The following is a 12,499-nucleotide window of genomic DNA, read 5'->3' on the forward strand; positions in this document are numbered from 1 at the left end:
ATCCTCTCCCGGGGCGCGGCCGCGTTCGACGATGTCTCTCGCCCGGCAGGCGATCTTTTCCGTACGGAACGTGAGGTTTCCCGCTCGGAGTGCGGTGCTTCCCGAGCGGAGTGCGACGGTTCCCGCCCGGCCGGCCCCCGCGCGACCGGCGGGTTCGCCCGGCGCCCAGGGCCCGGCGGATCCGGCGGATCCGGCGGACGCACCCGGACCCGGCGGATCCGCCCGGCGCTCCCGCCCGGACACGGAAAACCATGCCAATGGGCCCATATAGGCTGGTCGGTCTGCACCCGTGCAGACCGACCAGCCGTGCCGCCACCGATCAGGAGAGCCACCCGTGACCGTAGCGATCGTCCCGCCCGAGACCTCTCCCGCACCCCTGTCCGACCTGGTGGCGCGCGACGCGCGCGAGTTCGGCGTGTACGCGCGGACCGGCGGCTGGGCCTTCGGCCTGATGGTGGCGCGCAGCGTGCGGCCCGGCGGGCAGGGCGCGGACGAGACGGCCAAGGTGTCGGCGAAGGAGTTCGCCGAGCTCGCGGAGTGCTCCGCCGAGCGGGTCATGCGCTACTACAAGGCCTGGGACCGGGCCGCCGACGACGGTGTCGTCCCGCACTTCGAGGCGCTGGCACCGGGTCAGCAGGTCGAGCTGCCGGACGCCGACCTGTGGCTGACCTACTACGTCTCCCGCTCCAGCGCCACGTCCGAGCGCGGCACCGCCATCACCGAGGCCGCCGAGGCCGAGGGCATCCGTCCGACGAAGGCGCTGGAGGTGGCCGAGAATCCCACCGCCCTGCGCGCCGCGATCCTCGCCGACCCCTCCACCGCCCGGGCCGCCCGGCAGGCGCTGCTCGACCGCGTCCGGGAGGACCCCGAGCTCCAGACCGAGTGGGCGCGTGACGTCGTACGCACCGACGATCTCAAGAAGGCGGTGGCCTCCGAGAGCCGGTCCGCCGACCGCATCGGGTACGTGCGCCAGATCGCGGAGTCCGGACAGATCAGGACGCCCGCCGGACAGACCGTCGACGCGCCCGTCCCGCTGCGCCAGGAGGCCGAGCGGCACCTGTCGCTGCTGGACGGACTGGAGGACGACGAGGACACCGTCGAGTGGGCGACCGAGGCCTACGACACCATGAAGTCCCTCGTCGTCGAGGCGGTGGAGGCCGACGCCGAACTGCGGGTCCAGGAGCGGCGGACGAAGTTCTACAGCAGCCTCTCGAAGGCCACGAAGGTCTTCGAGGAGCTGACCTTCGACGACGCGGAGGAGTTCTACGAGGACGACATGGTGCAGCGGCTCGAAGAGCTCCAGGCGGCGATCGGCACGGCCATCACCGCGCTGCGCGGCTCGCGCGAGCAGCACGCGGAGAGCTGAGTAGCCGTACTCATGCCGCCACCCGCCCGGTGGCACGACGATGGGGCCCTCGCCGACAAGGAGCCCGCCGATGCCTGCTGCTCGTCCCCTCCCCCGCCGTGTCCCGCCCGTCCTGTTCGTCGCTGTGGCGGTGGCCGGTCTCGCCGTGTCCGGCTGGCAGCCACGCGACCGGACCACCTGGTTCCTGGAGACGGTGTGGGTGTTCGCGGGCCTGCCGCTGGTCCTGCTCACCTGGCGCAGGTTCCCGTTGACGGGCCTGCTGTGCGGTCTGCTGGCGGCGCACTCGCTGGTGCTCGCGCTCGGCGGTCACTACACCTACGCGCAGGTGCCGCTCGGCGACTGGGTGCGGGACACCTTCGGACTGGACCGCAACCCCTACGACCGGTTCGGCCATCTGATGCAGGGCTTCGTCCCGGCCGTGCTGGTACGGGAGCTGCTCAGCCGCACCTCGCCGCTGCGGGGCAGTCGCTGGCTGGCCCCGCTGACCGTGTGCGCCTGTCTCGCCTTCAGCGCCCTGTTCGAAATGTTCGAGTGGGCGGCGGCGGTGATCGGGGGGCACTCCGCGGACGCCTTCCTGGCCACCCAGGGCGATGTCTGGGACACGCAGTGGGACATGTTCTGCGCGCTGATCGGCGCCACCCTCTCGGTGCTGCTGCTGGGGCGCGTGCACGACCGGCAGCTGGCCGCGCTGCGGCTCAGCGTGACGTGTGACGACGACGCGCCCACAGCGGCAGCACGTACCAGCACAGCGCGTACCAGCTGACCACGACCGCGACCAGGTAGGGCACATAGCCCCCGTGGGTCGCCACCCGCAGGATCAGCAGCAGCGACGAGGCCATGGTGACGAGCAGCAGCAGAAGTCCGACGAACGTCATCCGGGAGGCCAGCCACACCGCCCGGGGCTTGACCCGGCGGCCCGCCACGACCCGGTGCAAGGAGACCGGACCGATCAGGGCACCCGTCGCGGCGGCGCCCAGGACGACGGTCACGACATAGATGACCTGGTCGGTGTGGCTCAGCTGGGCGTACTTCGGGGTGAACACGACCGTGAGCAGGAAGCCGAACAGGATCTGCACGCCGGTCTGGGCCACCCGGACCTCCTGGATCAGGTCCTGCCACATCCGGTCCGCCCGTTCGTCCTCGCTCTCGTCCCGCCCGCTGCGTCGGTTCGCCCCGTCCGCCCCGTCCACGCGATCCACGCCGTCCGACATGATGCCTCCCTGCTCCGGCCGCCGGTGCCGTCCTGCTCCGTGTTCCCCCGGGTACCCCTCCCCTCACGGCGGTGACGGTGCGGCGCCCGCCCGGGACCCGGTGCGTTTGCCTCCGCGGTGAGCGGCAAGGCGGATTTCATGAGTGAATCCAGCAAGGACGTGAACGCGCACGCGGCGCAGGGGCGGCAGACCGCCGAGCGGCGGACGGCCCCGGCCGCGCGCACCGCGAAGGCGATGGCCGCGCGGACGGACGACGCCACGGCGGCGGCCAAGGGCGCGGCGAGTCGTGCGGCCGACGCGACGAGCGGACTGGCCCAGACCGCGGCCAAGGGGGTCGAGGTCGGGCGCCAGGCGGTCGTCGCCTCCGCCGGGCAGGTCGCGGCCACGGCCCAGACGGCCTGGACGGTCGTCGCCCGCCGCAAGCTCACCGCCGCCGGGGTGGGCGCCGGACTGACCGCGCTGACCACCGTCTCCTATCTGGCGGGACGCCGCTCGCGGCGGCAGGCCCAGGGACCGCTGACCCGGCTGACCGGCGGACGGATCTGAGCCGTGGCGCCGCGGGTGCGGGGCGGGGCGGGACATCAGCCGTCCCGCCCCGCGTCCGGTTCGCCGGTTCAGCGCTCCGCCGGGACTACCAGCGGCCTTCCACCTGGTCCTTGATCCGGCGGTCGTAGAGCTCGCGGATCGCGGTGAGCGTCGCCTCGGACAGCTCGGGCAGCTTGGCCGCGGTCGCGTTGGCGCGCGCCTGCTCGGGCGAGCGGGCACCGGGGATCACGGTGGTCACACCGGGCTGCTGGACGATCCAGCGCAGCGCCAGCTGGGCCGGGGTGTACCCCTCGGGGGCGAGGGCCGCGAACTCCGCGGCCGCCTCGACGCCCGTCGTGAAGTCGACTCCGGAGAAGGTCTCGCCCTGGTCGAAGGCCTCGCCGTGCCGGTTGTAGGTGCGGTGGTCGTTCGCCGCGAAGACCGTGTCCTTGGTGTACTTGCCCGACAGCAGGCCGGAGGCGAGCGGTACCCGGGCGATGATGCCGACGCCCGCCGCGCGGGCGGCCGGGAGCACCTCGTGCAGTGGCTTCATGCGGAACGGGTTGAGGATGATCTGCACGCTCGCCACGTTCGGCCGGGCGATCGCGGTCAGTGCCTCCGCGCAGGTCTCCACGCTGACCCCGTACGAGGCGATGCGCTCCTCCTCGACCAGGGTGTCGAGGGCGTCGAAGACCTCGTCGGAGGAGTAGACGGGCGTCGGCGGGCAGTGCAGCTGCACCAGGTCGATGCGGTCGACGCCGAGGTTGCGCCGGGAACGGTCGTTCCAGGCCCGGAAGTTGTCCAGGACGTAGTTCTCGGGGATCTGGTCGACCCGGCGGCCCATCTTGGTGGCGACCTCCACGTGCAGGTCCGGCCGGCCGCTCAGGAAGGCGGCGACGGTCTGCTCGCTGCGCCCGTCGCCGTACACGTCGGCGGTGTCGAAGAAGGTCACTCCCGACTCGGCCGCCGCCTCCAGTACCGCGAGGGCTTCCTTGTCGTCCACGTCGCCCCAGTCGGCGCCCAGCTGCCATGTGCCGAGGCCGACGACGGATGCGTGCCGGCCCGACCTTCCGAATTCGCGCTCGTCCATGCCGTCAGTCTGTCATCCGTCGCACCCCGGCGCGGAACGGGCGCCTCCGACCCCGGCCGACGCTTCCTCCACTCGCACGAGTACGAGCACTGGCATGAGGGGATGTCAGGGCGTCAGGGCGTCAGCTGGGCCTGTACGGCCGGGGCGTAGCGGTCGACGAGTTCGTCGAGCCCGGCCGCGCGGAGTTCGGCGCCCCGGGCGATGCCGAACATCACGCCCAGGCCGAGCAGGGCGGCCAGCGCGAGTTCGGCGCGCAGCCCCGCGTCGGGGCCGTCCAGGCGGGCGGCCAGCCGGACGGTGACCTGGCTGCGGAAGTTGGCGCGCAGCACCTCGCCGTGCTCTCCGTGCAGGGGCGCGAAGACGATCCGCAGCACGGGATCCGCGCCCCGCTCGACCTGGCTCTCCAGGACGTGCCGGACCATGTGGCGGCCGAGTTCGCGCAGCGGGGCGTCCAGCAGGCCGCTCGCGTCTGTCTCGAAGGACATCACCCGGGCGAACAGGGCGTCCTTGTTGCCGAAGTACTTCAGGATCAGCGGCGGGCTCACCCCGGCGCGCTCGGCGACCGCCTTGAGCGTGATGTCGGCATGGGCGTGCCGGGCCAGCAGGTGCCGGGCTGCGCGCAGGATGGCCGCCCTGGTCGCCTCGGCGTCCCGGCGGCCGGGGGCTGGAGCGGGGGCGGCGGCGGACGGACCCGACCGGCCGGAGGGATCCGGGGGAGTCGCGGGATCCGACGGCAGGGCGGCATCGGACGGCGGGGCGGGGTCGGAGGACGTGGTGCGCACAGCACTCATGCTCCCTCCTTCACCCCGTCCCGCGCCGACCGGGTCCCGCCCCGGGTCCGCCGTACCCCGTCGGACGACCGGTCGCCGGGGATGCTCAGCGCCACCGCGCTCGCCACCAGGGCGACCAGGCCGGCGATCGAGAACGCCATCAGATAGCCGTGCAGCGTCGGCACCGGGACGCCGCCGACGGGGCTGGTGTGCCGGACCAGCACCGCCGCGACGGCGGCGCTCGAGACGGCCTGGCCGATGGTGCGCATCAGGACGTTGACGCCGTTGGCGGAGGCGGTCTGCTCGGCGGGCACGGCGTGCAGGATCAGGGACGGCAGCGCGGAGTACGCGAGGGTCGTACCGGTCGCCACGACCGCGGCGCCCACCATGATCATCCACAGTTGGTGGCTGTCCGCGATGCGCACCGCGTAGCCGGCCGCGATGACGGCGGTCCCGAGGGCCAGGGTGACGCGTGGTCCGCGGGCCGCGGAGATACGGGCCGAGAGCGGCGAGAACAGCAGCATGATGATCCCGCTCGGCAGCAGGACGAGGCCGGTCTCGACGATGGACAGGCCGAGCCCGTACCCGGTGGCCTCGGGCGCCTGCACCAGCTGTGCCGTCACCAGGGTGTTGGCGTAGAAGGCGAACCCGGTCAGCAGGGCGGCCGCGTGGGACAGACCGACCTTGGGGCGGGTCACCAGGCGCAGGTCCACCAGCGGCTGACGGGCGCGCAGCTGCTGCCACCACCACAGGCCGAGGACGACGGCCGCGGTGAGGAACAGTCCCGTGATCCGCGGGCTGCCCCAGCCCCACTGGCCGCCCTGGGACACGCCCAGCAGCAGGCAGATCAGTCCGACGGCCAGTCCCAGCGCCCCGGTGACGTCGAACCGGCCGGGCGAGCGGACCGGCGACTCCGGCACCGCCCACCGGATCAGCGCCACGCCGGACGCGCCCAGCGCCGACGTCACCCAGAACATGACGTGCCAGTTGGTGTACTGCACGATCAGGGCCGCGGCCGGCAGGCCCAGGGCCGCGCCGATGCCCACGGTCGAGCTCATCAGCGCCACCGCGGAGCCCCGGCGCTCCGGGGGCAGTTCGTCCCGCAGGATGCTGATCGACAGCGGTACGACGGCGGTCGCGGCGCCCTGGAGGGCGCGGGCGGCGATGAGGACGCGGATGTCGGAGGTGAGGGCGCAGGTCACGGAGCCGAGGGTCATCAGACCGAGGGCCGCGAGCAGCACCCCCCGTTTGCCGTACATGTCGCCTGCCCGGCCGAGCACCGGGGTGAGCACGGCGCCGGACAGGAGGGTCGCCGTGACCATCCAGGAGACCGTGCCCGGCGCGGCTCCGGTGAGCCGGGGCAGGTCCGGGAGCAGGGGCACGACGACCGTCTGCATGACGGCCATGAGGGTGCCGCCGAACGCGAGCACCGGGATGGTGAGCCGTTCCCGCAGGCTCCCGGAACCACCGGCCGGGGACCCGCCGACCGGGGCGGACGGGTCGGATATCGGGACGGACGACGCCATGGGCACTCCAGTGGCCGACACAGGAAAGCATGAGGGTGAATGACAATTCACCCTATCGGTGAATTGTCATTCACCCAACTCCGGCATCGGTTCACGGCGACTGTTCGCGGCCGGACAGCACCCGCGCGTGCACGCTCCGCGCCACCTTCGGGCCCAGCCAGCGCTTGAGCCGTCGCAGCGCCTGCGACTGCCCGGCCGCGCGGTCGATCCGGTAGTAGAGCTGGGGCGGTACGTAGGGCAGCAGGGGTGAGTGACGCTGGCCGAGCAGGGCGAACATCCGCTCCGGGGGCAGGTCGATGTAGCGGGTCAGGTTCTCGTACCACTGGGCGCTGTAGCGGGCCGCGCTCTGCACGGAGAGCAGGGCCGCCCGGCGTTCGCGCTCGTAGCGGGCCAGGGCCTGCGGGAGTCCGCCGTGGTCGCGCAGCGCGTCGGCGAGCGCGATGGCGTCCTCCAGGGCGAGGGTGGTGCCGGCGCCGATGGAGTAGTGGGTGGTGTGGGCGGCGTCGCCCAGCAGGACGAGGTTGCCGCGGTGCCAGGTGCGGTTGGTGAGGGTGCGGAAGGTCAGCCACTGGGCGCCGCCGTCGCCCGAGGCGCGGCCGATCAGCGGGTGTCCGTCCAGGACATGGGCGAAGAGCTTCTCCAGCAGGGCCGCCCCTTCGGACTCGCTCACCCGGTCGAGCCCGAGGCCCGTCCAGGTCTCCGGGGCGCATTCGACCACGCAGGTGCTGTGTCCGGGGCCGAAGGGGTAGCCGTAGCACCAGATCCAGCCGTGCGCGCTCTCCACGAAGGCGAAGGTGAAGGAGTCGAAGACCTTGGTGGTGCCGAGCCAGATGTAGGTGTTGCGGCCCGCCGTCAACTCCGTGCCGAAGTGTCCGGCGTGCGCGGTGCGCAGGGCGCTGCGCACCCCGTCGCCGGCCACCACGAGGTCGGCGTCGGGCAGTCGCTCGGGGGTGACCTCGTGCGCGAACTCCAGCCGCACCCCGAGGGAGCGGGCGCGGGCGGTGAGGATCTCCAGCAGCCGGTGGCGGCCGATGCCGTGGCCCTCGTCGCCGGGCCTGCGGGTCGACAGGTCCCGCACATGGGCGACGCCCTGGTGCCAGCGGACGGAGCTCTCCTCGACGGCGCGCGCCGACTGGGGGTCGTGGGCGTGGAGCCTGTCGAGCAGCTCACGCCAGTACGTGACACCCCAGCCGTAGGTGGAGCCCTCGGGATCGCGCTCGTAGACGGTGATGTCGTGGGACGGGTTCTGCCCCTTCAGCAGGATCGAGAGATACAGGCCGGCGGGCCCGCCTCCGACACAGGCGACCTTCACGCGCACCCCTAGGAATTACCCAAAGCGGTCAGTTGACGACGCACAGTAGCAGTCCGAACGCCCTGGTTCCGGCCACCCGGATCACGCCAGTCTCACGAGGTGAGCCAGGCCACGCGCAGGCCGAGCCCTTGCGAAAGATCATCCGAATCCGGCCCGCCGGGGAGAGGATTTCCCCCTTCCGGGGGTCGGGGGCGGCCGCGACAGCAAGATCATCTTCGTTCAACCTTGCACGACATGTGGCTACTTGTCCTGATCGCAGCCAACCGTCCCGAAGCGATTTCTCCCGCTCTGGACCGAACCGATAGGCATACGGAGTCGTCAACCGAACTCACCTGGGAGGTCCCGTATGCCGGAACTCAGCCGACGCCGCGCGCTCACCGCCGCGGCCGCCCTCGCCGCCGCGGCCGGCGCCACGACCGTCACCATCGCCGGACCGGCCGTGGCCGACGCTCACGACCACGGCCTTCCCGAACCCTTCGACGAGGTCTACAAGGGCCGCCGGATACAGGGCCGGACCGCCGGCGGCGGCCATCACCACGGGGGCGGTCACGGCGACGGATACGCGGTGTTCGTCGACGGCGTGGAGCTGCACGTGATGCGCAACGCCGACGGGACCTGGATCAGCGTCGTCAGCCACTACGCCCCGGTGGCCGACCCGCGCGCCGCCGCGCGTGCCGCGGTCGACGAGCTCCAGGGCGCCCGGCTCGTCCCCTTCCCCGCCAACTGACCGGCCCAAGAACGCACTTCGGGAGTACCCGCACATGACCGTCCGCAAGAACCAGGCGAGCCTGACCGCCGACGAGAAGCGGCGTTTCGTCGCCGCCGTCCTAGAACTCAAGCGCAGCGGCCGCTACGACGCCTTCGTCACCACGCACAACGCCTTCATCGTCGGCGACACCGACGACGGCGAGCGCACCGGCCACCGTTCGCCGTCCTTCCTGCCCTGGCACCGCAGATTCCTGCTGGAGTTCGAGCGGGCGCTGCAGTCGGTGGACCCCTCGGTGGCGCTGCCGTACTGGAACTGGTCCACCGACCGTTCCGCACGGGCCTCGTTGTGGGCGCCGGACTTCCTCGGCGGCACCGGGCGCAGCCTGGACGGCCGTGTGATGGACGGCCCGTTCGCGGCGGCCACCGGTAAATGGCCGCTCAACGTCCGGGTGGACGGCCGGACTTATCTGCGGCGCTCGCTCGGCGCCGGGGTGCGCGAACTGCCGACGCCGGCCGAGGTCGACTCCGTGCTGGCGATGGCGACGTACGACATGGCGCCCTGGAACAGCGGCTCGGACGGCTTCCGCAACCATCTGGAGGGCTGGCGCGGGGTCAATCTGCACAACCGGGTCCATGTCTGGGTCGGCGGTCAGATGGCGACCGGGGTGTCCCCGAACGACCCGGTGTTCTGGCTGCACCACGCGTACATCGACAAGCTGTGGGCCCAGTGGCGGCGCAGGCACCCCGACTCCGGCTACCTGCCCACCGCCGGGACACCGGACGTCGTCGACCGCGACGAGCGGATGAAGCCCTGGAACGACACGTCCCCGGCGGATCTGCTCGACCACACCCCCCACTACACCTTCGACACCGACTGACCGGGTCCCCGACGGACGCGGACGGGGTCCGGTCCGCGGACCGGACCCCGTCCGGGGGCCGAACACCGTCCGGGGACCGGCCGGGGTCGCGCGCTCAGCCGGCTGCGCCGGTCCGGCACTCCGGGTGGCCCCAGCCCTGGTCGTTCTTGGCGATCGGCTCGCCGGCCGCGTACGGGCGTCCGCACACGCAGCGCCCGGGGAACTTCGCCTTGATCGTCCGCGCGGAGCCGCCGGAGCGCGCCGCGGACGACTTGCCCGCGGAGGTCTTGCCCGCGGGGCGCGCGGAGGAGGAACGGCGGCGCGGCGCGCCGGACGGCGGGGTGTCCGGCGAGGGCGGCGGCTCCGGCGAGCCGAGCGCGCTGCCCGCGGCCTCCTGGACGATCGCCGCCTGGCTCGCGGCGCGGTCGGCGAAGTCGTTGAGCGGGTCGCCGTCGACCTGGTGGGCGGGCACGTACCGGAACTCGACCGAGCGGCCGTCGAGGAGCTCGTCGATGCGTACGACGAGCTCCTGGTTGGCGACCGGCTTGCCCGCGGACGTCTTCCAGCCGTTGCGCTTCCAGCCGGGCAGCCAGGTGGTGACCGCCTTCATCGCGTACTGCGAGTCCATCCGGATCTCCAGCGGAAGTCCGGGGTCGGTCGCCGCCAACAGGCGCTCCAGGGCGGTGAGTTCGGCGATGTTGTTGGTCGCCCTGCCCAGCGGCCCGGCTTCCCAGCGGGCCGGGGTCCGTGCGTCGTCGGCGATGACCCACGCCCAGGCCGCCGGTCCCGGATTCCCCTTCGAAGCCCCGTCGCACGCGGCCACCACACGTTCAAGCATGGTCTCGATCATGCCACGCCCGGCCGTCGCCTCGGGTCACGGTGCACAAGCTCACAAGCCCGCCGGTTCAGGAGACGTCCGTGCTCTTCGGCATCTCCCCCGCCGTCCTGGTGATGTCGATCACCGAGAAGTTCGCCCCCTGCGGATCGCTGAGCGCCGCGAACCGGCCGAACGGGCTGTCCATCGGACCGAACCGCAGCACCGCACCGTGCTTGGTGGCCCTGGCGACGGCCTCGTCGCAGTCGGGGACGGTGAAGTAGACGTTGATGTACGAGGGCACCTCGGGCGGGAAGTCGTCCGTCATCTCCATCCGGCCGAGGACCGTCTGGTCGCCGAGGTCGAACATGCGGAAGTCGACCGCGTCGTCCTGCAACTGCTTCGCCGTGTAGGAGAAGACCGCCGGGAGGAACGCGTCCGTCTTCGCGGGCTCGCGCGTGAAGACCTCGGCCCAGCAGTAGGCGCCGGGCTCGGCGGTCGCCTCGAAGCCCGTGTGCAGACCGCCCTGCCAGACGCCGAAGACGGCGCCGCCGGGCTCGCGGGCCAGGCACATGGTGCCGAACTCGCCGACCTGCATCGGCTCCATCAGCACCTCACCGCCGTTCTCCCGGATCCGCGCCGCGGTGGCGGCGGCGTCCGGCGAGGCGAAGTAGAGGCACCACTGCGACTGCCCCTCCTGGCCCGGCATGGGAGGTACGACCGCGGCGACCGCCTTGCCGTTCGCGTAGGCCTGGGTGTAGTTGCCGTACTCCGACGTCGACTCGCCGAAGGTCCAGCCGAGGACGTCACCATAGAAGGTCTTGGCGCCCTCCACGTCGCTGAACATCGCATCGGCCCAACACGGGGTTCCCTCAGGTGGTACGGCCATGGCTGCGGACCTCTCGGATCGGTGGCGTTGTCCGGTTCCTCACGCTAGCCACCGGCCGGTTTCATCGCGTGCCGAACACGCCCCTGCGTTACACACTGGAAGGAATACGGACGGATACGGGCGGAGACGGGCGCACGCGGGCGGAGACGGGCGCGGACGGGCACGGACGGGCGACACTGCGGCGGACGGAGCGCGGGATGGCGGACGCGATGATGCCGGCCTGGGCGGTGCTCACACCGGGGCCGCTCGGGGACAGGCCGCTCCGGCTGGTGGAGAAGCCGGTCCCGGTCCCGGCCGACGACGAACTGCTGGTGCGGGTGCGGGCCTGCGGGGTGTGCCGGACCGATCTGCATGTCACCGAGGGTGATCTGCCGGTGCGCAGGACCGGGGTGACGCCGGGACACGAGGTGGTCGGCGAGGTGGCGGGCCTGGGCGCGGCGGTGCGCGGCTTCGCGCCGGGCGAGCGGGTGGGGGTGGCCTGGCTGCGCCGCACCGACGGCACCTGCGCGTACTGCGTGCGCGGCGCCGAGAACCTCTGCCCGGCCTCGCGGTACACGGGGTGGGACGCCGACGGGGGGTACGCGCCGTACACCACCGTTCCGGCCGCGTTCGCCCACCGGCTGCCCGCCGGTGTCGACGACGTGGCGCTCGCACCGCTGCTGTGTGCGGGAATCATCGGTTACCGGGCGCTGCGGCGGGCCGCGCTGCCGCCGGGCGGACGGCTCGGGCTCTACGGCTTCGGCGGCAGCGCCCATCTGTGCGCGCAGCTCGCGTTGGCGGAGGGGGCCACCGTGCATGTGCTGACGCGGGGGGCCGCCGCGCGCCGGCTGGCGCTGGAGCTGGGGGCGGCCTCGGCCCGGGACGCCTACGACCTGCCGCCGGAACCCCTGGACAGCGCCGTCCTGTTCGCCCCGGCCGGCGAACTGGTCCCGGTCGCGCTGCGGGCGCTGGACCGGGGCGGGGTGCTGTCGATCGCCGGCATCCATCTGAGCGACGTGCCCGCGCTGCACTACGAGAGCGAGCTGTTCTACGAGAAGGAGGTGCGCAGCGTCACCTCCAACACCCGCGCGGACGCCCGGGAGTTCCTGGCCCTGGCCGCCCGTCACCGGGTGCGCGCGACCACGCACGTCTATCCGCTGTCGCGGGCGGACCGGGCCCTGGCGGACCTCGCGGCGGGGCGTTTCGACGGGGCCGCGGTGCTGGTGGACGACCTCTCCTGACCCCCTAGTAGGGCGTGTTCCGAAAGTAGCGTCGTCCGCCCGAAGGGCGGGCCCGGCGGCGTCCGGTGCGCGCGATCGCAAGGCGGAGGGTCGCCCCGATACCGGATGTATCGGGGTGATCCCGACAACGCGGCTGGGGGTGCCCCCTCTGGGGGAGTGCGTGCCAGGCGTCGCCGGGCAGACGGGACTTTCGGAACACGCCCTAGGGCTC

At 72.6% G+C, this 12,499-nt stretch carries 13 protein-coding genes; 6 read left to right on the forward strand and 7 right to left on the reverse strand.

The genetic code is table 11. The annotated features are described in order from the left end of the window. Window positions 1–334: 334 nt before the first annotated feature. On the forward strand, window positions 335–1,366 hold the full coding sequence (locus ACZ60B_RS37270) for a hypothetical protein (protein WP_469395204.1): 1,032 nt from the start codon (window positions 335–337) through the stop codon (window positions 1,364–1,366). 70 nt (window positions 1,367–1,436) lie between these two features. Then, window positions 1,437–2,129, forward strand: a complete 693-nt coding sequence (locus ACZ60B_RS37275) for a DUF2238 domain-containing protein (protein WP_469395206.1) — start codon at window positions 1,437–1,439, stop codon at window positions 2,127–2,129. On the opposite strand, the gene ACZ60B_RS37280 is transcribed toward ACZ60B_RS37275, so the two are convergent. Then, on the reverse strand, window positions 2,062–2,577 hold the full coding sequence (locus ACZ60B_RS37280) for a DUF6328 family protein (RefSeq protein WP_469395208.1): 516 nt from the start codon (window positions 2,575–2,577) through the stop codon (window positions 2,062–2,064). The genes ACZ60B_RS37275 and ACZ60B_RS37280 overlap by 68 nt on opposite strands. Window positions 2,578–2,715: 138 nt before the next feature. On the opposite strand from ACZ60B_RS37280, the gene ACZ60B_RS37285 reads away from it, so the two are divergent. After that, window positions 2,716–3,123 (forward strand): hypothetical protein, encoded by a 408-nt coding sequence (locus ACZ60B_RS37285; RefSeq protein ID WP_469395210.1) that lies wholly within the window; start codon window positions 2,716–2,718, stop codon window positions 3,121–3,123. Between the two features lie 85 nt (window positions 3,124–3,208). Here ACZ60B_RS37285 and ACZ60B_RS37290 read toward each other — a convergent pair whose 3' ends face one another. The 4 genes from ACZ60B_RS37290 to ACZ60B_RS37305 form a co-directional block, all read right to left on the reverse strand. Beyond that, on the reverse strand, window positions 3,209–4,192 hold the full coding sequence (locus ACZ60B_RS37290; protein ID WP_469395212.1) for an aldo/keto reductase: 984 nt from the start codon (window positions 4,190–4,192) through the stop codon (window positions 3,209–3,211). A 113-nt stretch (window positions 4,193–4,305) separates the two neighbouring features. Next, window positions 4,306–4,983 (reverse strand): TetR/AcrR family transcriptional regulator, encoded by a 678-nt coding sequence (locus ACZ60B_RS37295; protein ID WP_469395215.1) that lies wholly within the window; start codon window positions 4,981–4,983, stop codon window positions 4,306–4,308. Beyond that, window positions 4,980–6,488 (reverse strand): MFS transporter, encoded by a 1,509-nt coding sequence (locus tag ACZ60B_RS37300; protein ID WP_469395218.1) that lies wholly within the window; start codon window positions 6,486–6,488, stop codon window positions 4,980–4,982. Before ACZ60B_RS37300 ends, ACZ60B_RS37295 begins: the two co-directional genes overlap by 4 nt. A 91-nt stretch (window positions 6,489–6,579) precedes the next feature. Continuing rightward, a complete protein-coding gene (locus ACZ60B_RS37305) occupies window positions 6,580–7,800 on the reverse strand; it encodes an FAD-dependent monooxygenase (RefSeq protein ID WP_469395220.1) in 1,221 nt (406 codons plus the stop codon). 346 nt (window positions 7,801–8,146) lie between these two features. On the opposite strand from ACZ60B_RS37305, the gene melC1 reads away from it, so the two are divergent. Continuing rightward, complete coding sequence (gene melC1 / locus ACZ60B_RS37310) at window positions 8,147–8,527, forward strand: apotyrosinase chaperone MelC1 (RefSeq protein ID WP_469395222.1); 381 nt, start codon at window positions 8,147–8,149, stop codon at window positions 8,525–8,527. Window positions 8,528–8,561: 34 nt separating this feature from the next. Next, window positions 8,562–9,386 carry a tyrosinase MelC2 gene (gene melC2 / locus ACZ60B_RS37315; RefSeq protein WP_469395224.1) on the forward strand — a complete coding sequence of 275 codons (825 nt, stop codon included), beginning with the start codon at window positions 8,562–8,564 and terminating at the stop codon, window positions 9,384–9,386. Between the two features lie 94 nt (window positions 9,387–9,480). On the opposite strand, the gene ACZ60B_RS37320 is transcribed toward melC2, so the two are convergent. Together ACZ60B_RS37320 and ACZ60B_RS37325 are read right to left on the reverse strand one after the other, a co-directional pair. Further along, window positions 9,481–10,215 (reverse strand): ribonuclease H family protein, encoded by a 735-nt coding sequence (locus ACZ60B_RS37320; protein ID WP_469395226.1) that lies wholly within the window; start codon window positions 10,213–10,215, stop codon window positions 9,481–9,483. A 55-nt stretch (window positions 10,216–10,270) separates the two neighbouring features. Beyond that, on the reverse strand, window positions 10,271–11,068 hold the full coding sequence (locus tag ACZ60B_RS37325) for a VOC family protein (protein ID WP_469395229.1): 798 nt from the start codon (window positions 11,066–11,068) through the stop codon (window positions 10,271–10,273). 212 nt (window positions 11,069–11,280) lie between these two features. Between ACZ60B_RS37325 and ACZ60B_RS37330 the strand changes: the two genes are divergently transcribed. After that, window positions 11,281–12,288 carry a zinc-binding alcohol dehydrogenase family protein gene (locus ACZ60B_RS37330; RefSeq protein WP_469395233.1) on the forward strand — a complete coding sequence of 336 codons (1,008 nt, stop codon included), beginning with the start codon at window positions 11,281–11,283 and terminating at the stop codon, window positions 12,286–12,288. Window positions 12,289–12,499 lie beyond the last annotated feature (211 nt).

The organism is Streptomyces sp. NPDC104096, from assembly GCF_055584385.1.

Excerpts from the sequence above, each read along its gene's own strand:
- ACZ60B_RS37275 (WP_469395206.1), top strand. The coding sequence starts at position 1,437 with ATGCCTGCTGCTCGTCCCCTCCCCCGCCGTGTCCCGCCCGTCCTGTTC.
- ACZ60B_RS37280 (WP_469395208.1), bottom strand. The coding sequence starts at position 2,577 with ATGTCGGACGGCGTGGATCGCGTGGACGGGGCGGACGGGGCGAACCGA.
- ACZ60B_RS37285 (WP_469395210.1), top strand. The coding sequence starts at position 2,716 with ATGAGTGAATCCAGCAAGGACGTGAACGCGCACGCGGCGCAGGGGCGG.
- ACZ60B_RS37290 (WP_469395212.1), bottom strand. The coding sequence starts at position 4,192 with ATGGACGAGCGCGAATTCGGAAGGTCGGGCCGGCACGCATCCGTCGTC.
- ACZ60B_RS37295 (WP_469395215.1), bottom strand. The coding sequence starts at position 4,983 with ATGAGTGCTGTGCGCACCACGTCCTCCGACCCCGCCCCGCCGTCCGAT.
- ACZ60B_RS37300 (WP_469395218.1), bottom strand. The coding sequence starts at position 6,488 with ATGGCGTCGTCCGTCCCGATATCCGACCCGTCCGCCCCGGTCGGCGGG.
- melC1 (WP_469395222.1), top strand. The coding sequence starts at position 8,147 with ATGCCGGAACTCAGCCGACGCCGCGCGCTCACCGCCGCGGCCGCCCTC.
- melC2 (WP_469395224.1), top strand. The coding sequence starts at position 8,562 with ATGACCGTCCGCAAGAACCAGGCGAGCCTGACCGCCGACGAGAAGCGG.
- ACZ60B_RS37320 (WP_469395226.1), bottom strand. The coding sequence starts at position 10,215 with ATGATCGAGACCATGCTTGAACGTGTGGTGGCCGCGTGCGACGGGGCT.
- ACZ60B_RS37325 (WP_469395229.1), bottom strand. The coding sequence starts at position 11,068 with ATGGCCGTACCACCTGAGGGAACCCCGTGTTGGGCCGATGCGATGTTC.
- ACZ60B_RS37330 (WP_469395233.1), top strand. The coding sequence starts at position 11,281 with ATGCCGGCCTGGGCGGTGCTCACACCGGGGCCGCTCGGGGACAGGCCG.